Source organism: Gynurincola endophyticus (assembly GCF_003991195.1).
GTDB lineage: Bacteria > Bacteroidota > Bacteroidia > Chitinophagales > Chitinophagaceae > Gynurincola > Gynurincola endophyticus.
In genome coordinates this window covers 249,748-271,648 of the sequence record NZ_RCWL01000005.1, presented here as the reverse complement: position 1 = coordinate 271,648, position 21,901 = coordinate 249,748, and the positions used below count along the sequence as shown (strand labels likewise).

General features: G+C 38.2%; 16 protein-coding genes. 8 read left to right on the top strand and 8 right to left on the bottom strand.

Going from position 1 to position 21,901, the window contains the following annotated elements:
* The first annotated feature begins 75 nt into the window (after nt 1-75).
* From D9O48_RS11660 to D9O48_RS11640, 5 genes are all read left to right on the top strand, one after another.
* Nucleotides 76-348: a hypothetical protein gene (locus D9O48_RS11660; protein WP_126973153.1), complete on the top strand. Its 273-nt coding sequence runs from the start codon at nt 76-78 to the stop codon at nt 346-348.
* A gap of 148 nt (nt 349-496) precedes the next feature.
* Nucleotides 497-1,153 (top strand): hypothetical protein, encoded by a 657-nt coding sequence (locus D9O48_RS11655; RefSeq protein ID WP_126973152.1) that lies wholly within the window; start codon nt 497-499, stop codon nt 1,151-1,153.
* 9 nt (nt 1,154-1,162) lie between these two features.
* On the top strand, nt 1,163-1,936 hold the full coding sequence (locus D9O48_RS11650) for a GLPGLI family protein (protein WP_126973151.1): 774 nt from the start codon (nt 1,163-1,165) through the stop codon (nt 1,934-1,936).
* Between the two features lie 11 nt (nt 1,937-1,947).
* Nucleotides 1,948-2,862: an HTTM domain-containing protein gene (locus D9O48_RS11645; RefSeq protein WP_126973150.1), complete on the top strand. Its 915-nt coding sequence runs from the start codon at nt 1,948-1,950 to the stop codon at nt 2,860-2,862.
* The gene (locus D9O48_RS11640; RefSeq protein ID WP_126973149.1) at nt 2,856-5,444 is read left to right on the top strand and encodes a peptidase associated/transthyretin-like domain-containing protein; all 2,589 of its coding nucleotides are present in this window, start codon (nt 2,856-2,858) and stop codon (nt 5,442-5,444) included. The genes D9O48_RS11645 and D9O48_RS11640 overlap by 7 nt, the downstream gene beginning before the upstream one ends.
* A gap of 44 nt (nt 5,445-5,488) precedes the next feature.
* On the opposite strand, the gene D9O48_RS11635 is transcribed toward D9O48_RS11640, so the two are convergent.
* The 6 genes from D9O48_RS11635 to D9O48_RS11610 all read right to left on the bottom strand — a co-directional run bounded on the left by D9O48_RS11635 (nt 5,489) and on the right by D9O48_RS11610 (nt 15,631).
* Nucleotides 5,489-5,977, bottom strand: a complete 489-nt coding sequence (locus tag D9O48_RS11635; protein ID WP_126973148.1) for an asparaginase domain-containing protein — start codon at nt 5,975-5,977, stop codon at nt 5,489-5,491.
* 17 nt (nt 5,978-5,994) lie between these two features.
* Nucleotides 5,995-7,383, bottom strand: coding sequence for an aminopeptidase P family protein (locus D9O48_RS11630; RefSeq protein WP_126973147.1), 1,389 nt, complete (start codon nt 7,381-7,383; stop codon nt 5,995-5,997).
* A 361-nt stretch (nt 7,384-7,744) separates the two neighbouring features.
* Nucleotides 7,745-8,911 (bottom strand): mannonate dehydratase, encoded by a 1,167-nt coding sequence (gene uxuA, locus D9O48_RS11625; RefSeq protein WP_317127863.1) that lies wholly within the window; start codon nt 8,909-8,911, stop codon nt 7,745-7,747.
* A 112-nt stretch (nt 8,912-9,023) separates the two neighbouring features.
* Nucleotides 9,024-10,628, bottom strand: a complete 1,605-nt coding sequence (locus tag D9O48_RS11620; protein ID WP_126973146.1) for an endo-1,4-beta-xylanase — start codon at nt 10,626-10,628, stop codon at nt 9,024-9,026.
* Between the two features lie 26 nt (nt 10,629-10,654).
* Nucleotides 10,655-12,454, bottom strand: coding sequence for a RagB/SusD family nutrient uptake outer membrane protein (locus tag D9O48_RS11615; protein WP_126973145.1), 1,800 nt, complete (start codon nt 12,452-12,454; stop codon nt 10,655-10,657).
* A gap of 18 nt (nt 12,455-12,472) precedes the next feature.
* Nucleotides 12,473-15,631 (bottom strand): SusC/RagA family TonB-linked outer membrane protein, encoded by a 3,159-nt coding sequence (locus D9O48_RS11610; protein WP_126973144.1) that lies wholly within the window; start codon nt 15,629-15,631, stop codon nt 12,473-12,475.
* A gap of 650 nt (nt 15,632-16,281) precedes the next feature.
* Here D9O48_RS11610 and D9O48_RS11605 point away from each other — a divergent pair.
* From D9O48_RS11605 to D9O48_RS11595, 3 genes are read left to right on the top strand one after another with little or no spacing between them, the layout of a single operon-like run.
* Nucleotides 16,282-17,019, top strand: coding sequence for an SDR family NAD(P)-dependent oxidoreductase (locus D9O48_RS11605; protein ID WP_126973143.1), 738 nt, complete (start codon nt 16,282-16,284; stop codon nt 17,017-17,019).
* Between the two features lie 10 nt (nt 17,020-17,029).
* Complete coding sequence (locus tag D9O48_RS11600) at nt 17,030-19,561, top strand: glycosyl hydrolase 115 family protein (protein WP_126973142.1); 2,532 nt, start codon at nt 17,030-17,032, stop codon at nt 19,559-19,561.
* Nucleotides 19,562-19,575: 14 nt separating this feature from the next.
* Nucleotides 19,576-20,658 carry a glycoside hydrolase family 43 protein gene (locus D9O48_RS11595; RefSeq protein WP_126973141.1) on the top strand — a complete coding sequence of 361 codons (1,083 nt, stop codon included), beginning with the start codon at nt 19,576-19,578 and terminating at the stop codon, nt 20,656-20,658.
* 169 nt (nt 20,659-20,827) lie between these two features.
* Here D9O48_RS11595 and D9O48_RS11590 read toward each other — a convergent pair whose 3' ends face one another.
* The gene (locus D9O48_RS11590; RefSeq protein WP_126973140.1) at nt 20,828-21,442 is read right to left on the bottom strand and encodes a hypothetical protein; all 615 of its coding nucleotides are present in this window, start codon (nt 21,440-21,442) and stop codon (nt 20,828-20,830) included.
* Nucleotides 21,435-21,866, bottom strand: a complete 432-nt coding sequence (locus D9O48_RS11585) for an SRPBCC domain-containing protein (protein WP_126973139.1) — start codon at nt 21,864-21,866, stop codon at nt 21,435-21,437. Before D9O48_RS11585 ends, D9O48_RS11590 begins: the two co-directional genes overlap by 8 nt.
* Between the last annotated feature and the right edge of the window lie 35 nt (nt 21,867-21,901).

Here is a 21,901-nt window from a genome sequence, read left to right as displayed (position 1 = left end):
TTTATTTCATTAATTTCTAAATAATGCTAATTAGTTTAGAAAGGTTAATTAATCTTTTATTCAAAAATTTTATTTATGAAAAAAGTATTTTTCCTTTCTGCTTTGTTTATCGGAGCATTGAGCATTATGTCTTTTACTGCTAACAAAAGCAAAAACAACATGATGGATGCAATTCAGGCTGAGAGCGTTGACGCTTCATTAATGGCCGCTGCAGCTGCATCATTCTCTGAAACACATTCTTCTTACTACGACAGCGACAAGAATGTATGGCAAAAATGGCACAAAACCTGGACAAGCCTTGAGCCACAAAAAGTTGCTGAAATCACCAATGTTTTAGCTGCTTATTAATCGATTAAAATCAACCTGTATTTTTGACAGGTTGATTTTTTAATAATTACTCTCCTTTGCATATATTCGTTTAATCATAACGGTATACCACAAATGTTGTATTAAATATTTTTTTACAACAATTTTCAATACATTATTGATATTCAACATGAAAAGACTAACAATCTTATTCCTGATCCATTTTTTCATAATATTTGTTAATTCTATTTATGGATTCTGGAGTCAGATTTCATCTAATAATAAAGTATCTGAAGAGAAGAAGATGGTATCTGTACTACATCCGTTAAAAGCTTTATTTAGCAGTTCTGCCATTCGTCCATATCTTGTTATTTCGGGCATAGAAACCGGATACGGATTTTATGGCAAAAATGTGGCTACGAATAAATACCTGATCATTGAAATTTATAATAAAGACAGCAACCGTATAAAAACTATTGATTACGCACAAGCATTTAACACGAGTAACGGATTATCCAGATTCGAGACACTGCCTTCTAAACTTTACAATTTTCTGACTGAAACACAAGACTTAAAAAATGGAGAAAAAAAGGGCGACACAGTAGCGCTGCAAAAAATGATTTCAGCCCGTGAACAATACGTAGAAAAATCATTAAAATATATTGCCCGATCTGTAGTGAATGAAGAGATATCGAAAAGAATCAATCTTTCTCCTAAAGAACAAACAGAAATAAATTTTTTCAAAATAAAATTAATTACAATCGTTCCTCCTGAAAACATATTCAAGAACAATAATAAAGAACAATCAATTTTTATTTTAAAAGAATATATCTATACAAATACCTAATTAACTGTTATGACAAAAACATTCTTTTTATTTATATTAAGTACCCTCCTCCTTAGTCAGCAAAATTTTGCGCAGCAGTCTATACAGGGAAAAGGAAAATTTATCAAAGTCAGCTATTTGGCGATCCCCACGAGCCAGTATCAGATACCGGCAAGTAGTGTAGGAAAAGCTCAGACTACTGATCCAGACCAGCTATTAGCAGCTTCCTACAAATATTATTATACGCTGTTGATCAATCCTGAAACACAACAATCTATTTACAAAATTGATTCATTTGTAAATAGAGATAAGCCGGCTAATATGAAAAACATCAACTATCAGGTGAATGATAGCCTGGCATATGTGGTAAAACATACAGAAAACAAGTTCGTAAAGTTTGAATCTGTTTTTAACAGAAACTTTTATTCCGAAGGAACATCTGCAGACCTGAGCTGGAACTTAACAGATAATGTGAAAACTATTTATGGAATGAAAAGCAGGGAAGCAAAGCCACAAAATAAAAACTTCTTAATGAATGTCTGGTTCACAAATGATGTAGCCATCAGTAGCGGTCCGGGTATATTCATCAACCTTCCGGGTCTGGTAGTTCGTGCTGAAGATTTCTTCTGGACTACAGAAATCGAAAAAATAGAATATGTTAATATTCCCGACTGGGATAAAGTCATCGAGCTTCACCTTGCTCAACATGAAAAAAATAAAAAAGGGAATGCTATTGTGGAAAAACAGCTTCTGTTAGAGAAATCAAACCTCATCAAGAGTATGATACAAATGATGAATAACTAAAACAGCTGCATATGCAATTTGTTAAACCAGTAAAAAATGCCATGTTGCATTTACAGGATTTTTTTACTCAAAAAAACACCCATACGCAACTTGAATTTCTGACTTTTTTCAGAGTCAGTATCAGTGCTATCGCAATTATTGATGTATGTTCAATGTTTTCAGATTTTCATTTATTCTTTTCAAAATCAGATACGATTATTCCTCAGGAAATCACATTTGTTTTTTCTTCTTACTTCGGTTATCTGCATGAATTTTATAAATGGCTGAATTCAAATAATTATACCGGTATCTTTTATAACTATGCTCTGTGGATCTACTTATCAATGCTTTTTTTACTGATGATTGGTCTTTTCACGAGATTTTCCGCTTTTATGGCATTAATTGCACAAATTGTTATTTTTAAGTCTTTCGATGACTACAACTATGGATACGATACCTTCTTAACCATTTCGTTATTCTATTGCTTTATTTTTCCTGTTGGAAGGGCTTTCAGTATTGACCATCTTATTAAAAAAAGACCTGTATCTCCGTTTAATTATGCCCGCATTCTTCAACTACATTTATGTATTGTATATGTATTTGCGGGGTTACCAAAACTACTCGATAGTTCCTGGTGGACTGGCAAGTCAATGTGGAAGGCGCTGGTATCAGTTTACAATGACTATCAGACATTTCCTGCCTATTTCTTTTTACTTGCAGGAATTACTACCATTTTGATTGAAGTTTTTTATCCTGTTTTGATGTATATCAAACACACCCGTTTAATTGCTTTGGTTATGATTATACTCATGCATATAGGAATCGCCATCCTGATGCATCTTTTCATATTTGCTGCCATTATGATTGCCTTAAACATAGCTGCGTGGTACCATTTGCTTCCTTCAAAAAATCCAACACCTCTATTAAATACAGAAACTGCATGTTAAGATTGCTGTTATTTATTGTGATACTGGGATTCACTTCTGACGCGTTTGCTCAGGAAAAAAAGGTTCATGGTAAAATTACCAGACCCAATGGAACCGGAATATCCGGAGCAACCGTTATGCTTCATTCCATTGAAAACAATAAGCTGCTTACTTATGCCATCGCAGATGTTAAAGGAGAGTTTAATGCTACATTTAGTTACAGCGGAGATAAAATCATTGTAGAAGTTTCAATGCTGGGTTATGAAACAAGAAAAGATACATTGATTTTATCCGGCGGTACCACCTCCTACAATACCGAATTATCAGAGAAAATTGTAGAACTCGAAACAGTAGTCATTAAAGCTAATAAAATTGATGACACCGTAAAGTTGTTAACAGATAGATTAGTATTAAACGAGCGCTCAACACTAAAAGATATTCTCAATCAGACAGATGGTTTTATTATTTCTGAAGACGGATCAATCGCATACAGAGGGAGGCAAATCACAAAAGTATTGATCAATAACAAAGAAGTTTTCATCAATCAGAATAAGATAGCTTTAGAGAACCTCAACTTTGGCATTATGGATAACTTAGAGCTGATTAATAATTATCGAGACAAGTTCAACATTGACTTTAGTAACTTTAAAGAATCTATTATTAACATTAATACCAAAAAAGAATTTAAAGGCGTTTTAAAATTCACAGGAGAAGGAGCAGTCGGCCACCGTGATAAATTTGAAGCCCGTTTCAAAGCATTCTATTTTTCAGACCGCCTCAACAGCTTCTTAACAAACAACATTAATAATATCGGACAAAAAGATTTCAGTATAAAAGACATGCCGAATTCTTTTACTGAATCGTCTTCCACTTTCTTTAAAAGCAAAAATTCATTTTATTTTCAACCAAATGACCTTGTACAAAAAGCCCTGGATATAAATAACAGTTTCACTATCAGAAAAGAGGGGAATAAATATCGTTTGGGAACTATCATCTACCATACGCAGGCTTCTCAAACGCAGGAAACAGAGTTATTGTCGTATGCAAGTATCGATAATCAAAAGGTAAAAGAAGAAATTTCCACTTTCACACAAAAGGGTAAAATGATATCCGGAAATATTCAATGGGGCTATTTACTGAATAATAAATCGGCATTAAATTTTTCAGGAACAATGGGGTATAGCAGTAACACCAATAATGGCATGATTGACATTCAAAATTACATACCCTCGTCTGCATTTATCAATGAACAAAAACAGGAAAAAGCTAATACTATATTATTAGATGCTAATCTGAACATTAAAACAATGCTCAACCCGTCTACGCGTTTAACAACCGGAATTCAATTTTTTAATGAAAATACAAAGCCCCGGATTCAGGTAGCATTTAACCCTCCGGTAGACACCGTATGGCAATCATTTTCTTTTGGAATACGACACTCCAAAATTTTCAGCGAAATTGAAAAGAGATACAGCAGCTTATTTACTGCCGGTATAGGAATTTCGGCAAAGTATATTTACGAATCACTATCTCCAGATTATAAGCAAACTGCTAAAACCAGAGAAGCTTTACTATGGGAACCAGCACTCATTGTCAGAGGTAAAAGGAATTACTGGGAATACAATGCACGTCTGGCACCGCAGCTCTTTCATTTTTACATCCCGGGCAATGAAAAAAATAGAAAGCGCCCTGAAATAATATCGTCTCTTCATTATATGCCGGATGGCAATAACGACGTATGGGTTAGTTATAGTCAAAGAAACTATATGCCTGATATTTACAATGATTTGGACACATTGATATTATCTTTCAATAACCGGTTAATTAACAGGCAACCTATTTATAATACCATTTCATCTACATCAAACTGGCAAATCGGTTATTACCATTCCAACCTTACTCAATTAAACAACTTTGGAATATCTTACTCAAATGGCGTCAATTATGACAATTTAGAAGCTGTATTTGAATCTGTGAGCAACAATGTATTTTATTATAAAAACATGTTCATTCCGAAGCGTCGCTGGCAGCAATTAGATGCAAACATCGGAAAAGGGTTTTATTTTACTAATGCTTATCATAAAATATACTTTACCGCAAGCACATTATTTAATCAGAGTAGATTTCAAACACTGGTACAAAATGACTTTACTAATTTCAAAAACAACGCCAGTCAATATTCAGGTAGTGTAAGATTTGAACCACAGGAATGGATAATCAGTAAAATATCAATCGGCGGCACCTGGAGAACCGAAGAGCTTTTTTTAGAAAAAGAAAATATCAATACTCAGAAGAGCGTTCGTTTGATGGCAGAAATTTCGCGTAAAGAAAACAAGTTTGATTTTGAACTGTCAGGGGGATTTTTAAGACTGAGCAACAAAGAAACAGATTTTACAACGCCCCTGCTAAATTTAAAAACTACGCTACAATTAAAGGGCTCCTGGCAAATTTATCTGAAAGGCCGGAATCTTTTACATCTGGTAAACGCCGCAGGTACACCATTTACCGGGTTAAGTATACAATCGGAGGGAAACTTTGTACACCAGCAGATAAATCGCTATAACATGAATTACCTGATTGCAGGGCTCATCTATAAACCTTAATAAAAAAGCTGTTCGATACGAACAGCTTTTGCTATACTGGTGAATTATTTTAGTTCTTCAAAAGTGCCGGTTTGTTTATTTTTTCTCACATTATCCCAGTTAAACACTCTGCCGTTCATGGCCACATACACTCCATGTGGTAATACCTGACTAAAAGCTAAAGCACTTCCCAGATTAAATAGACCATCAGAACTACCAAACTTAATCGGAATCATTGCACCGGTTAAAACAATTGTTTTATCTTTTACTTCTTTTGCCAATACTTTAGCTGTTTCAGTCATTGTATCGGTTCCATGAGTAATAACAATTCTTGTTTCTTCACACTGTACGCACTGCCGGGATATTAACTCTCTATCCTGATCGGTCATCTCCAATGAATCAATCATCATTAAAGTACGGATTTCGACAGATACTTTGTTTCTACCCATATCCAATAATTCATGCAAATGGGTGTCTTTAAAGAATAGCTGTCCGTTTAACTCATTGTACTCCTTATCAAAAGTTCCCCCTGTTATAAAAATTCTCACTACCATAATTCCCAGATAAATTTTTATGATTCTCGTATCGCTTCAATCTCAGACAAATACTTAGGCAGGTATTTGCCGAGTTTCCTGGCTCCCGTATCAGTGATAACATAGTTGTCTTCAACTCTGACACCACTAAAGTTTTTATATTTTAATAATTCTTCGTAATTAATAAATTGTTCCAGTTTTCTTTCATTGTACCAACGATCAATCAATGTTGGAATGAAATATATTCCCGGCTCTACAGTAAAGGTCATACCGGTTTGCAGTGTACGGGCCAGGCGTAATGATTTCCACCCGAACGCTTTACTTTTCTGAGTTCCTTCTTCATAACCTACATGCAACTCACCCAGGTCTTCCATATCATGTACGTCTAATCCGATCATATGTCCAAGGCCATGTTGAAAGAATAGCGTATGCACATCATTTTGAAATGCTTCTTCTGCGTTCCCTTTTAGTATACCCAGATCCAGCATACCACCAATCAATGTTTTTGCGGCAATACCATGTACTTCTTTATAGGTGATTCCCGGCTTCAATGCATCGATTGCATTATCCATCATTTTTATTACCAGATTATAGATATCTTTTTGTTGTTCTGAATATTTAGAACTTACAGGAAAAGTTCTGGTAAGGTCACCCGCATAATGGAGGTCGTTTTCAGCACCCGCATCGATTAATAACAAATGGCCCGGTGCCAGTGTATTACCATGGTAATGGTTATGGAGTGTTTCGCCGTTCACCGTAAGAATGATCGGATAAGCCAGTGCCCCACCCTGCTCATAAGCAACTTTTCTCACCTGTGCTGCCACCTCATATTCCTTCATACCGGGCTTTGCATATTGCATTGCAGCTAAATGCATGTCAGCCGATATATCACAGGCTGCTTCCATCTCAGTTAGCTCCAGCGCCGACTTAAAAGACCTTTGCCCGATAACTGCCTTTATAAGTTTTAAAGAAAAGTTTTCTTTAATCTTACCCAAAGGCTGATTCAGTAAAGAAGATAATTTTATTTGATTAACTGCTCTGTAAGGAGGCAGGTATTGTATATTTTTTTTATTACTCAGATACCCGGCCAACTCGCTGATAGAAGCAGTTTTTGAAATACCTACCTGATCAGCCATGTAAGCCATGGTAGGTAAAGGACCGGTCCAGATAACACCGTCAAGCGAGATATCATCACCGAATAAAATCGTTTGTTGTGCATCTGCATCAATAATTGCAGCAAGACCTGGAATATCTATGCCGAAATAATACAAGAAAGTACTGTCTTGTCTGAAAGGATAGGTATTATCCGCATAGTTCATTCCCACTTCCTCATTACCTAAAAAAAGTAAAATGCCTGACTGCATTGATTCCATTAAAGACTTTCTTCGTTGGGTATACACCTCTTCTGCAAATAATCTGAAATGCATTCTTAAACAATTAAACTGATGAATTCAAAGTGAACAAAAATAAGTTATTTATATGGGTTTATCGAGAGGTTCCTAAGCTTATTCAATTTAACTCACCAATAGAACTAAGCTAAAACCCTTATCCACAAAGGGTTTTAAAGCGTATCAGCAAAACACTAACTACTGTTAGCAGAATCTTTGATTTTTGATAGTTTCAAGTTCCCGGCTTTCCATTTATCAAAAAAAGAATCCCGTTTTTCTATTTGTGTATAACAATAGGAATCCCTCATTAAAAAAAATCTATTTTTTTTAATGAGGGATATTTTAACTTTTGATAAGACTAATTAACAAAAATCAGTAGCCAAACTACACTACTCCGGCGTTATTTTTTTATTTGTGCAACTGCATATTCCACACCTCTCAGTTCAGCCAAACCTTTTAGCCTGCCAATAGCCGAGTAACCGGGATAGGTTGTTTTTTTGAGGTCGTCGAGCATCTGATGTCCGTGATCGGGTCGCATCGGTAGCGAGAGGTTTCTTCTCTTCTGTATCTCTAGCAAAGTTTCTATTACAGCATACATATCAGTATCCCCTTCTAAATGATTCGCCTCATAAAAATTTCCATTTTCATCTCTTTTGGTATTTCTAAGGTGCAGGAAGTGAATACGGTCGGCAAACAGATTCAGCATTTCTACAATTGCATTATCCGGGCGGGCGCCTAACGACCCTGTACAGAAACATAAACCGTTTGCAGGATGATTGACCGCACTGGTAATAAACCGAAGATCTTCTGCCGTACTTACAATACGGGGTAACCCCAGTACCGGATAGGGCGGATCATCGGGATGGATAGCCATTACCAGGCCATTTTCGGCCGCAGTAGGAATAACTGCTTCCAGAAAAAGCGAAAGATGTTTCCGCAAAAGATCGATATCTATTTCAGCGTATTTATTCAACTCACTCAATACCAATTCAGCGGTAAAGGGTATATCGCTACCTGGCAAACCTAATAAAGCATTTTTGAAAATCCGTTCCTTTTCAGCATCGTCTAACGTCAACCAATATTTGTCAGCTTTTTCTAATTCAGATTGATCATAATCATTTCTTGCGCCAGGTCGCTTCAGCAGGTAGATATCAAAAACCACAAATGCCAGACGTTCAAAATACAAAGCTTTGGCACCCGTAGGCAGCGTATAGCTCACATCTGTTCTTAACCAGTCTAGTACAGGCATAAAGTTATATGTGATTACTTTTATACCTGCTTTACCAAGATTGACGAGGCTGGTTTTATAGTTTTCAATATGAACCAAAAAGTTTCCGGATCTTCTTTTTATATCATCACTTACGGGCAACGACTCTACTACTGTCCAGGTCATTCCAGCCGCTTCTATCAATTTTTTCCTTTCAGTAATGGCTTCCAGAGGCCATACTTCTCCTACGGGAATCTGGTGTAATGCTGTTACGACTCCCTCACATCCAGCCTGTCTGATATCAGCTAAACTCACCGTGTCGTTCGGACCATACCAACGCATTGTTTGATGCATTAACATTGTAAAAGTATTTATGATACAAAAATAAGACAGAGGGAGTAAAAACTCCCTCTGCTTCTAATTCACATTTCAAAGTAAGAATGCTTAAATTAATTCACCTTTCAACATTCTTTTATTCTTTACCCAGCAAAGCGGCTAAAAATGCACCATAAGCTGGTTTTTTCTCATAATTATCATCGTAGAACAAAGCGAATTCTTTACCACCGTCAGATACCCAGCTATTACCATCATTGATACCCCAGATAGTGATACCGGCGCGTTGCGGAGCAGGGATATGTTTTACATATAGTTCCACAACTTTTTTAGCCATTGCAGCCTGATAGCTATTCAACAGGTCTGTTGGTGCACCGGCAGGAGAGCCCATTACGGTTTTAATATCCAGTTCAGATATTCTGATCTTCAATCCGGTTTGACCAAGCTTTCTGAACATATCTTCCATTTTACCCAGGTCAGTTCTCCAGCTGATATGCATCTGCGTTCCGATACCGTCTACTTTCGCACCACGTTCTTTCAACTCAGCCACGTGTTTAATCAAAGAATCTACCTTCTGAGGAGAATATTCAAGATTAAAATCATTAATGTAAAGATCTGCTGCAGGGTCGGCAGCTTCCGCATATTTAAAGGCATTGTAGGCAAAGTCTCTTCCAAGGTAACCGCTCCATAAGAAATAGTCGGTAGCTCCTTCCGGAATCGTTGTATTTACCGAGTTACGGATAGCACCATTATCAGTAAACATTTCATTCACAACGTCCCATGCTTTTACTTTACCTTTAAAGTGATTAACGGTTGCAGTGATATAATCTTCCAGTAAACTGTCTACGGCGCGAACCAATGCAGGACCGGTTGGAGCTTCGGATACTTCAATTACACTAAAATTATCAATATAGTAAGTTCCTTGTACGGCACCAATATCAATCATCAATCTGGTATTACCGGTAATTCCGGTAAAAGTCCATACGGAAGGTTGATAACTTGAAGTAACATCAACATTTGGCCCGTATTGTGCATCAGTACCACTGGTTGACAAACGCATCTGACCGCTACCGCTTTCTGTTCTTATATTAAAGCTTACGCGATATGACTTTCCGGCTACAGTAGGAAATGCATTCGAAGCGATCTGTACGTTCCATGGATTTCCGTTTACCGGATTCACTACTTTCATCGCATAAGTTCCCTGAAAAACATATGTAGCATTATTGGTCACCGTAACTGAAGCAGCACCACCGGCGCTGTTCCAGACACCCCAGTCACCAAGCGCGCCAGACTCCAGAGTTCCGTTATTGATCAATTCTACTACAGGAGCATCGCTGGACAGGCCTAAAACGGTGTTCAGATAAGAAGCATTCTGATTCTGATGCCACGCCAATGTATGTCCGAAAACCGGAATTCCATTCAATGCGTTCATCATATTATCAGCTGTTGTAAAATCTTTAGTACCGTTACTTCTCTGAATAGCTCCATGTTTCATATGATATTCAAAAGTAACAGAATTAAAGTCGCGTAACACGGCCTCTCTATACTTCGCATCATTGTTAAAAGGAGTCGGAGAAATAGCCGTTCCTATAGGAAAAGCAGCCGCATCTTTCAATGGAGTACTTTTATCAAGATTCTCATATCCTCCTGTATTGAGGATACCAATATCCTGCATTTTAGTGCAGCTCACCAGCACCAGTGCGGAAGCTGCATAAAAGGTATTTCGAATAATATTTTTAGTCATTGTGTAAGTGTTTAAAGAGTTACCGATTAATAACCTGGATTTTGGAATCTGGACGGATTCGGATCAGATACATTGTCTAACTGCGATCTTGGGATCGGTCTTAACATGTGATGATCCTGAATATTACCTGCACCGTCAGTGTTATAAGCACGAACTCTTTCTACCAGTTTTTTTCTAACTGCCAGATCAGGCCAGCGCATAGATTCACCACACAACTCTCTGGTACGTTCATCCAGAATATAATCAAGAGTTATGGTATTCGCATTTACAACTCTTAATACTTCATAATTGGTCAAGATGGTAGCTCCGTCAAGGTTCTTTCTGTTAGCTGCTCTTCTTTTTAAAACATTGATATAATCGCGTGCTTCCGTTAAACGGTTAGTTTGCATAGCCGCTTCAGCAGCCAGCAGATAAGTTTCAGCAAGTTTTGCTACCGGAAAAGGTCTTGTTGCAGAGTTATTCGGCTGAATATTACCCGGATCTTCATACTTACTTAATGAAGGGTAAAAGTTAGCAGTCAGACTTGCATCCACACTACCGCTGATAAAGTAATATTCAGAAGGAGGAATTGCTCTGTAAGGTTTGTTCAACGCATATAAAGAATCTCTTTCATAATCTGAATTCACCAATACAAATGCCGTATCCTCTCCTGCTACAAAATCACCTGCATTTTCAGTAGCCATGTATACTCTTCTGAAAGACCCGTCATAACGGCTATCTTCTCTTTTATTGGCAAAAGCGGTAAAATAAGTATAAGGAGTCGGACAGAAACGACGAATCGGGCGACCATATGGTACAGCTCTGGTTGCAGTTGGTCTCGTACTGGAACTCAAACGAGGTGAACGAACAGAAGTGTAATCGCCACAAAAATCATTGTGTGCATCTATTCCTTTAGAACCGCTGATACTGGTTGGATCGCTCACTTCATTTGCATTGAAGTTTCCAACAACCCGCTCGATTGAAAATAGAATTTCTGAGTTGTAATCATTCCCTGCAGCATGAATGTCTTCATAATATGTTTGCAGTTCAGTTCCGTACTGTGATCTGTTATCGATGAGTTCTTTTGCCGCTAAATAAGCATTTTCGAAGTCAGACGGCTGAGCAGCATTTGAATATCCTCTGTGGATATAAGCTTTGGCCAACATATGATAAGCTGCAGACTTTGATAACCTGAATGCATTATTAGGGCGTCTCTCTGCTAAAAACTGAGTAGCATATTGAAAATCTTCAATAATCAGATTATAATTTTTCACCAGTAACTCTGCAAGATTTTCACGATTGAAGCCCTGAAAAGGTTTATCGTTAAACATCAGCTCACCAGATCCTAAATCTAAAGGAACTGCACCGAACTGCGCTACAAGATTCATATAGTACAATCCTCTCAGAAAATGAATCTCTGCTCTTTTTTCGTTGAGCATAGATTCTGCCATTCCGGTTTCTTCGGCAAAACTTAATAACATGTTTGCCATGTTAATCGCGTTAAAGCTTCTGTTCCACGGAGTGAGGATACCACCATTTGCAGCATCGAGTGTATAATTGCCCAGCGTCAGGTGATCGGCTGTACCACCTGCACCATTACGTGGTTGTTCTGCATACGTCCATTCGTCTGTACCATTAACGCTGATACTTACAGCACCTTCCGGCCCATATAAATAACGCATGGTAGAATATAGTGTTACAATACCTGATTCGAATCCTTCAGGAGTTTTAAAGTACTCAGTAGAGAAGACTGTTTTAGGTTCTTCTTTCAATATATTATTACAACTCGTAACAGATAAAGTACCTACTGTTACAGCAGCGAAAAATATCTTATTAATTAATTTCATAACAAGTAGTTTTTATCGTTAGAATTTTACAACAGCACCAAAAGTGAATGTTTTTCTTGAAGGTGTAGATAAACCGATCGTTACAAATCCGTTTCCTCCGTTATTGTTTCTCAGGTTATAGTTTGATCCTACTCCCTGGTAACCGGTACCTGTACCTTCAGGGTCGACACCTGTTAACTTATAAAAAGGCGAATACAGTACTGCCAGGTTATCGGCATTAAAGTATAAACGAATTGATTGAACTTTCAGATAGTCAACAACTCCTTTGCTAAATGTATATCCTAAGCTGATATTTCTAAGTTTCACGTAAGAGGCATCATAGTAACCCAAAGTTCTCCAGGCGTCAGAAACAGGTGAAATTTGTGTTTGCGGTGCAGGGAACCAATTAGTAGGATTGTTTGGCGTCCAGTAATCAACTTTTAACTGATTTCTTCTTCCGTCCAGTGCTGTGATATAAGCAGCGTTAGGCTGGTGTAAAGTGGATACAAGATTACCACCGAATCGGCCTGTCATTACAATGCTGAGATCCCATCCTTTATAAGCGAAACGGTTGGTTAAACCACCTTGCCATCTGGCATCACCATCACCAATAACCCGACGGTCAGCTTCATTGATTACACCGTCTTTATTGATATCCTCTAATTTCAGCTGTCCGGGAATAGATCCGTATTGTGCAGCTTCCAGTGCTTCATGTTGTTGCCAGATACCCAGTTTATTATAATCAAAAATAGCAGTCATCGAATATCCTTTGTGCAACTGATTGGCAATATCTCTTTCAACGTTGTTAGAAAGGTGCTCAATTCTGTTTTTGTTATGATAAATATTGAAATCGGTATACCAGCTAAATCCGCTTGGACTTACAATATTTTCTGAGCTCAGATTAAATTCAATACCCTTATTACTCATTGCACCTACGTTACTGGTATAACCACCGGCTACACCACTCGTTACAGGAAGCGTTACACTGTAAAGGATATTATTGGTATAAACGTCGTACCAATCGATACTACCGGTCAATCTGTTGTTAAACAAACCGAAATCAATACCAACATTATAGTTGCGGCTGAACTCCCATTTCAAAGAACTGTTAGGAAGTGCTGTGATTCCATAACCGGTAACAATCTGATCCTGCCCCCAGTTATAAGAAATCACCGTATTATTTCCGCTGCTATTAGAAACACGTCCGAGAGAAGAGTAAGGAGCAATTGCCTGGTTAGAAGTAATACCATAACCAGCTCTCAATTTCAGGTTATCAATCCAGGTAAGATTCATCATAAAATCTTCTTCAGAAACATTCCATCCTAAAGCGATTGCAGGATAAGTGAACCCTTGATTTCCGGGTGCAAGTCTTGAAGATTTATCATGACGGATCGTACCTGTTAAAATATATTTGTCTTTATAACCATAGTTTAAACGAGCCATGTAAGAAACCAACCCTGAAGTAGATTCACCTCCGCCCAACAAGGTATTCAGCGATGAAACCGGTTGTGACATAGCAAGATTATACCACTGCACGAAGTTTGCATCAATACTATCTTTTCTGATATAAGTATTGTTGCTGTGATCTTTTTGAGTAGAAGTCATACCGGTTACATTGAAACGGTGATCGCCAAATGTTTTATCCCAGTATAATAAATGTTCAACAGTATAACTTAAAAACTCACTATTATTAACCGAAGCCTGATTTCCCTGAGCAGGTCTGAAATAGGAAGGCGCAGTAGGCTCATCACCCGGAACAAAAGTAGCAATGCGTGATTGGGCAAGGTTTACCCCGGCATTCACTCTGTACTTTAATCCTTTAATAAATTCATATTCTCCATATAAGGTGGTAAAATTGCGAATTCTTCTGTTTTCATCTACCCATGTTCCTTCATTTTCATATAAATAAAGTGGGCTATAACGTGAATTACCGTTTACGTCATCTACGTTACCCCATGGAATATTATTGATACTACCATCTGCATTACGCGGTTTGGTAAGTGGCGTAATAGCCAGTAAAGAGAACATTGCAGATCCTGAAACAAACTGGCTTCCTTCGTTGATGCTGTAGTTTGTTAAAGAGGTTAACCCAATTTTTGCTTTGTTACTCAATTTAATATCTAAAGTAGCTCTGGCTGTGAAGCGTTTAAATTCTTCACCAGGCATTAAAGTTGTTTCATTAAAATAACCGGCACCTAAAGAATAATTACTGCCATTCGCTCCGCCTGTTACAGAAATATTATGGTCGGCACGGTTAGCATTCTGATACATCACATCCTGCCAGTTGGTATTGGTACCGTCGGCCATTCCCTGAATTTCATCAGGCAGATATCCTAAACTCCAGGTAGAAGCATTACGCATAGCCTGGTATTCAGTTGCATCATATACCGGATAAGGATTAAAAGCCTTACCGATACCATGATAGCCGTTATAAGAGATGCTGGCTTTACCGCTTTTACCTCTTTTAGTAGTAATCAGAATAACACCGTTAGCACCTCGTGAACCATAAATAGCAGTAGCAGATGCATCTTTTAATACATCTAAACTGGCGATGTCTTCAGAATTGATATCATTCAGATTACCTTCATAAGGAATACCGTCCAGAACAATAAACGGATCGTTACTTCCTGAAATTGAACGGATACCGCGAATACGGATTTGTGTGCCACCGCCCGGCTGATTCGAAGAAGATTGAATCTGCACACCGGCAACTCTACCCTGTAATGCTCTGTCAAGACTCGCAGCAGGAACCTCACGAATCACTTTCTCATCTACCGAAACAATCGAACCGGTAACATCTTTTTTACGTTGGGTACCATATCCCACCACTACTACCTGATCCAAGGCAGCCTGTAGTTTTAATGTAATTTTTAAAGTTGTTTTGCCCTCAACACGTACATCCTGAGAAGCAAATCCTGCAGCAGATATAGATAAAACTGCATTTGGAGCAACCGTTAAAGTGAAATTTCCTTTTTCATCGGATTGAACCCCGCCTGTAGCTCCCGACACCACTATGGAGGCGAAAGAAACGGGATTGCCAGACTCGTCAACAACCTGGCCTGATACTGAAATGTTTTGTGCAGATAAGGTTTGTGTGAGCAAAGTGCATTGAAACAGTAAAGCTATTATAAGTAATAATGGTTTACTGAATGCCGATTTACTCCTGCAGTAGTTTGGTAGTTCTACAGTTTGTTTCATATAAATCTTTTTGGCAATTAGTTTGAATGTTGAAGACTAGTAGAATACCTGTAGAAAAAGAAGAGTAGAAGATTATAATATACAGGAATGGTTGAGTAATAAGATCGGTTTTACGACTCTCATTACCTCTTTTTCATACAGCCCACTAAGCTTCAGCAATCGTATTTTAGGTGCTTGGTAAAGCGAATATAATCCAATTTTTGATTTTTGAAACCGATTACATATTTTTTTTCATTTTTTTCTACCCTTTTTGAAAAACGATTGATTTTACATAAAGTCTTTGCATTTTCCGGCTTTCTTTGCCTTTTCAAAGACAAATATTTAACCATCAGGCCTGTATACATTTATTTATCCAACCTTTAATAAGCAGTTGTTAACAGCCTTTTTCTGTATATCAGGGAAACCTTTGTTCACAAAAGGTTACATATATAAAATACAATCAAGCAAATACATATTAAATATATTTAACTAACAATTATTTCACAACAAACTAATGTAACCGTACCATTCCTCTGCCGGCTTTTTGCATTTTGCAACTTAGTTTACGCACAAGAGCATGAAAATGAAAAAAATAATGCAACCGATTGCAACATTGTTTTGTTTTTTTGCCTAGATTTATCCTTTCTTTTAACTTATTTAGATTGTTCTATATGAAGCAGCATGCTATAATTACAGGTGGCGGATCCGGTATCGGCCTGGCAATCGCACATACATTTGCCCACAACGATATCCATGTGATTCTGATAGGAAGAGACGTTCAGAAATTACAATCCGCAGCAGAAAGCATTGGTAAAAATGTAAGCTTCTATGCTTTTGATTTAAACGACCGCGCTAACATCCCCCAACTCATTACAACTATTGTTAGTGACCATGGACCGATAGATATTCTCGTAAACAATGCCGGCATTAACCTTAAAAAAGAATTCTGGGAAGTAACGGATGAAGACTTTGATAGTATTCTTCAAACAAACCTACAGGCTGTTTTTTCTCTCAGCCGGGAAGTAGTAAAACAGATGCTTCCAAATAAGAAAGGAGTTATTCTGAATATCAGTTCAATGGCTGCACAATACGGAATTCCTAAAGTTATTGCTTATACTGCCAGTAAATCTGCAATTGATGGAATGACACATAGCATGGCAGTAGACCTTTCGCCCCATGGTATCCGCGTAAATGCTATTGCTCCTGGATTTATCGCTACAGACATGTCTGCCAAAGCACTGAATAACGATCCCGAAAGAAAAGCAAAAGTACTAGGCAGAACACCGATGGGTTTCTTAGGATCTCCTTCAGACGTTGGTGAAGCCGCATTATTCTTATGTACTGATAAAGCTAAATATATTACAGGTGTTGTTCTTCCTGTTGATGGAGGCAACTCTATCGGATTCTAAACTCATTGCCATGTTAAAAAATTTGATTGTTTGCTGTATTTTTTCAATCAGCTCTTTATATACTTTCGCCCAGGTGAGCGTTGTTTCTAACCCCGGTCAGAACACTTTTCACCTGAACCGGTCTTCGATTCTTTACGACGATAATGAACCTAAACTGATTAAAATTGCTGCTCAATTATTACAGCAGGATATCCAATCTGTGACGGGTAATGAATCAACTATTTACACAGAGAAAAACAATTCTCCTTTAGTTATCATCGGAACGACCGAATCTAAACACATTCAACTTTTACTTAAAAACGGAAAACTAACACAACAGTCTTTACCTGCCGGATGGGATGGATATTCGATTCAAATCGTAGCCAACCCCTTCCCCGATGTTCAACAAGCACTTGTTATTATTGGTTTCAATAAACGCGGCGCTGCTTATGGCACATTACTTCTTTCTGAATTAATGGGCGTTTCACCCTGGTACTGGTGGGCAGATGTTCCGGTTAAGAAACAGGAAAACATTTTTGTAGAAGTGAAGGATATTTTTAAAGATGCTCCTTTAGTAAAATACAGAGGCATCTTTATTAACGATGAAGCACCTGCGTTAAGTAACTGGAGCAGGCAAAAATTTGGCGGCTTTAACCACCTCTTCTATACCAAAGTTTTTGAACTTATATTAAGAAACAAAGGTAATTTCCTTTGGCCGGCAATGTGGGGTTCTGCTTTTTATGATGATGACCCGAAAAATCAATACGTAGCTGAAGACTGGGGTATTGTAATCGGTACTTCACACCACGAACCACTCATGCGTGCACACGACGAATGGAGAAGATATGGAAAAGGAGCATGGAATTACCAAACGAATGATTCTACCCTTCGTACCTTCTGGCGTTCTTCTTTATACCGCTCCAAAAATGAAAAAATTATTACCCTCGGAATGCGGGGTGATGGTGATGAACCAATGAGTAACGAAACTGCCACCGGGTTACTGGAACGGATTGTTGCCGATCAAAGAAAAATTATTGAAGAAGTTAGCGGTCAACCGGCAGAAAAAAGTCCGCAGGTTTGGGCACTCTATAAAGAAGTACAAGATTATTACGATAAAGGAATGCGCGTACCCGACGACGTTACTTTATTAATCTGTGATGACAACTGGGGCAATGTTCGCAGATTACCAAAAATTACCGATCCTGCCCGCACAGGTGGCTATGGTATGTATTATCACTTTGACTATGTAGGCGGACCAAGAAACTATAAATGGTTAAATACCAATCCACTTCCCAGAGTATGGGAGCAAATGAACCTTACCTGGGAACATCAGGTAAAAGAATTATGGGTAGTAAACGTAGGAGATATAAAACCAATGGAACTTCCTATCAGCTTCTTCCTGCATCAGGCCTGGAACCCTACCCGTATTTCTATTGATCAGGTAAAAGACTTTACTGTTCAATGGGCAACTCAACAATTCGGGCAACAATATGGGGAAGAGATTGCCGGTTTATTAGCGGCTTATGCCAAAATTAATGGCCGCAGAAAACCTGAGCTGCTCGACCATCAGACCTATTCACTCACCCATTACAATGAATTCGGAAAGGTGGTGCACGAATATCAGCAACTGGCGAAGAAAGCTGAACAATTGTATGCACAATTACCTGAAGAATACGAATCGTCATTTTTTCAATTGGTACTTCACCCAATCATAGCCTGTGCAAATCTGAACGAACTTTATTACCAGGTAGCACTGAATCACCATTATGCCGATAAAGGAGATCTAAGGGCAAACATTGCTGCCGCTAAAGCAAAAGATCTTTTTACAAAAGACTCTCTCATTACCGTTCGCTATCATACAATCAACAACGGCAAATGGAATCATATGATGAGTCAGACGCATATCGGTTATACCATCTGGCAACAACCTGAAAAAAACATCATGCCTTCTGTAAAAGTTTTACAGGAAGGAAGTTTTAAAAACGATACAATTGCCACTTATCAACCTGTTACAGAAAACTTCAACCGGGCGAAAAACCTCTACAAAGAAGTAGAAGGAGTAGTAAGTATTGATGCCGCAGAATATACGGCTAAAAAAGAAACACAGGGTTTTAGCTGGAAAGTTTTACCTGACTTAGGAAGAACGGCCGATGCCATCACTTCATTTCCGGCTACATCGGCACCTGCACAGCTGACTAAAAAATCGCCTTATCTGGAATATGAAATTCATACTACCGGTAAAGGGCAGGTTTCTCTAACAGCCTACTTCTCCCCTACGTTGAACATCTATCACGCTGAAACAGGATTAAGATATGCTATACAGATCGATCATGAAACACCACAGATTGTAGGCATTAATGCCGAAGACCACGATACTGATATATGGGAAGAATGGATGCGTAGAAACATCATTCAGAAAACAACAAAACATTATATTAAAAAAGCCGGAAAACATACCATCCGTTACTGGTTGGTAGACAACGGTGTTGTTTTACAAAAATTAGTTTTAAATATGGGAGGAGAAAAACCAAGTTTCTTAGGTCCCCCATCAACTCGTAAATAATTAAACCAAACGTCATGCTAACACGTCAAACAAGCTATTGGATATTCGGTGCGTTATTAGCAATTGCCTGTAACGATGCTGCCCCCGAGAAAACACCAGACTATCAACATCTGGAAGGGAAAAAACCTGTTTCGGAACCATTGGTTTCACATATATATACAGCCGATCCGTCAGCACATGTATTTAACAACAGAGTTTATATTTATCCATCTCATGATACTGCCACCGGTATCAACTCTGAAAATGATAATGGTGACCATTTCGACATGCAAGACTATCGAATTTTATCAATGGATAGTATCGGCGGTAAAGTAACCGAACATGGTGTAGGTTTAACATTAGCCGATGTTCCATGGGCGGGAAGACAGATGTGGGCACCTGATGCTGCAGAAAAAGACGGCAAATATTATCTATTCTTTCCTGCAAAAGACAAACAGGATATTTTCAGAATCGGGGTGGCTGTTGGAGATAAACCGGAAGGGCCTTTTACAGCTCAACCTGAAGCCATCAAAGGTTCTTACTCAATGGACCCCGCCGTATTTAAAGATGACGACGGATCGTACTATATGTATTTTGGTGGCATCTGGGGCGGACAGCTACAAAACTGGGACGCACAAAACAATTACACTGCCGGTGACCAACTTAAAAAGCCTGAAGAAATAGCAGCATTACCAAGAATCGCTAAAATGGATAGTACGCTGCTTGAATTTGCAGAAACACCACGTGAAGTTCAATTAGTAGATGAAAATGGTAATCTCTTCAAAGAGCTGGATAATAACAAACGTTTTTTTGAAGCAGCCTGGGTGCACAAATACAACGGAAAATATTACTTCTCGTATTCAACCGGAGATACTCACCTGATCTGTTATGCAGTAGGCGATAATCCCTACGGACCTTTTGTATACAAAGGGGTTGTTTTGAAACCGGTAGCAGGCTGGACGAATCACCACTCTATTACCCAGGTAAACGGAAAATGGTATTTATTCTATCATGACGTTCAATTATCAGGTAAAACATGGTTGAGAAACGTTAAAGTAACCGAACTCAAACACAATGCAGACGGTTCTATTGAAACCATTGACCCCTACTACAATTAATAGTATAATATTTAGTATGTATACTTAACTAAAAAAGCGTTGAACTTTCTTATTAGTAAAGTTCAACGCTTTTTTAATAAATACCTGTTAGCAGGCATTCAACATATTTTCTGAGAAACACATATCACCACTGCTAATCCCTAATTCTCAATTACTAATTCTTAATTATTTACGTGGTCCATACATTATGGATAACAGCAATCAGATAAAACTTATTTGCATCCATTTTAAAAACAAGTTTCAGCTGGCCCCAATCCATTTGGGCATATTCTTCGGTGCCCGGAACATAATACTCTACCACCTCAACATCGGGATAAATTTCACGAAGATTATCCAGTGAAGAGCCGTGATGCACATAGTTATTCAATGTTCGTTCGGTAACCGTATCATACGGCTTATCCATTACAAATCTTTTTACATAATCATTTAAGTTGTAACGGATCGTATCGCCGGTTCCATCAAACTCTCCCCACACAATAACATTTCCAGACTTTGCAAAATTCAAAAACTCATCTCTTGTTAAACAAACATCGGTAACTGTATTGACATAAGCATAAGGTGAAAAACGAACTCCTTCGGTTGGATGAAAATAAGCAGCAAATTTTTCCCAATCAGACTTTTTCAAGGCGCTGATAATTTCATCGCCCATGTCATATAATGTTGCACTGCTTACTACGGGGTTTTGCGGTAAGTTGGCCGGAGTATCTTCTCCACATCCCATCCATACCACACTTGCTACCATACAGGCCATCATCCATTTTTTTATAGCATTCCATTTATTCATGCTCAGCTAAAAACTTAATTTTATTAACAATTGTATCCACGAGCGGGCGTCTTTTTTCCATTTCTTCTTCGCTATCATAAGAAGCTACCGATAAAGTAAGCCTGGTTTGCTCATTACCCAGGTATTTCAAATCATAGATCACCACTTTATACGGCTCGTCCTCATCAGGATTTCCATAATCCACACTCCACAAGTTTAGCACCAAACGTTCATTTTCTACCAACTCAATTATTTTTCCATGATCGAATCGTGGAGTTGGCTGTTCAACAAACATAAATTCTACTTTACTGCCCACCTTCCAATCAGTTGCCACCCTGGCTCCATTCCACCACTTTTTAATGGCGTCGGCATCGATTATTTTTTTCCAGACCGGATTCGCCCGGGTATTAACAATCTTAGAGGTGGTTAGATCGAATTTGTTCATAATAAGGAGGTTTAGCCTAAATCTATTCAAAATAA

Bases quoted from the DNA above. Each gene is read 5' to 3' on its own strand.
- D9O48_RS11660 (WP_126973153.1), top strand. From the start codon at position 76: ATGAAAAAAGTATTTTTCCTTTCTGCTTTGTTTATCGGAGCATTGAGC.
- D9O48_RS11600 (WP_126973142.1), top strand. From the start codon at position 17,030: ATGTTAAAAAATTTGATTGTTTGCTGTATTTTTTCAATCAGCTCTTTA.
- uxuA (WP_317127863.1), bottom strand. From the start codon at position 8,911: ATGTTAATGCATCAAACAATGCGTTGGTATGGTCCGAACGACACGGTG.
- D9O48_RS11640 (WP_126973149.1), top strand. From the start codon at position 2,856: ATGTTAAGATTGCTGTTATTTATTGTGATACTGGGATTCACTTCTGAC.
- D9O48_RS11655 (WP_126973152.1), top strand. From the start codon at position 497: ATGAAAAGACTAACAATCTTATTCCTGATCCATTTTTTCATAATATTT.
- D9O48_RS11645 (WP_126973150.1), top strand. From the start codon at position 1,948: ATGCAATTTGTTAAACCAGTAAAAAATGCCATGTTGCATTTACAGGAT.
- D9O48_RS11615 (WP_126973145.1), bottom strand. From the start codon at position 12,454: ATGAAATTAATTAATAAGATATTTTTCGCTGCTGTAACAGTAGGTACT.
- D9O48_RS11620 (WP_126973146.1), bottom strand. From the start codon at position 10,628: ATGACTAAAAATATTATTCGAAATACCTTTTATGCAGCTTCCGCACTG.
- D9O48_RS11595 (WP_126973141.1), top strand. From the start codon at position 19,576: ATGCTAACACGTCAAACAAGCTATTGGATATTCGGTGCGTTATTAGCA.
- D9O48_RS11605 (WP_126973143.1), top strand. From the start codon at position 16,282: ATGAAGCAGCATGCTATAATTACAGGTGGCGGATCCGGTATCGGCCTG.
- D9O48_RS11585 (WP_126973139.1), bottom strand. From the start codon at position 21,866: ATGAACAAATTCGATCTAACCACCTCTAAGATTGTTAATACCCGGGCG.
- D9O48_RS11610 (WP_126973144.1), bottom strand. From the start codon at position 15,631: ATGAAACAAACTGTAGAACTACCAAACTACTGCAGGAGTAAATCGGCA.
- D9O48_RS11650 (WP_126973151.1), top strand. From the start codon at position 1,163: ATGACAAAAACATTCTTTTTATTTATATTAAGTACCCTCCTCCTTAGT.
- D9O48_RS11635 (WP_126973148.1), bottom strand. From the start codon at position 5,977: ATGGTAGTGAGAATTTTTATAACAGGGGGAACTTTTGATAAGGAGTAC.
- D9O48_RS11590 (WP_126973140.1), bottom strand. From the start codon at position 21,442: ATGAATAAATGGAATGCTATAAAAAAATGGATGATGGCCTGTATGGTA.
- D9O48_RS11630 (WP_126973147.1), bottom strand. From the start codon at position 7,383: ATGCATTTCAGATTATTTGCAGAAGAGGTGTATACCCAACGAAGAAAG.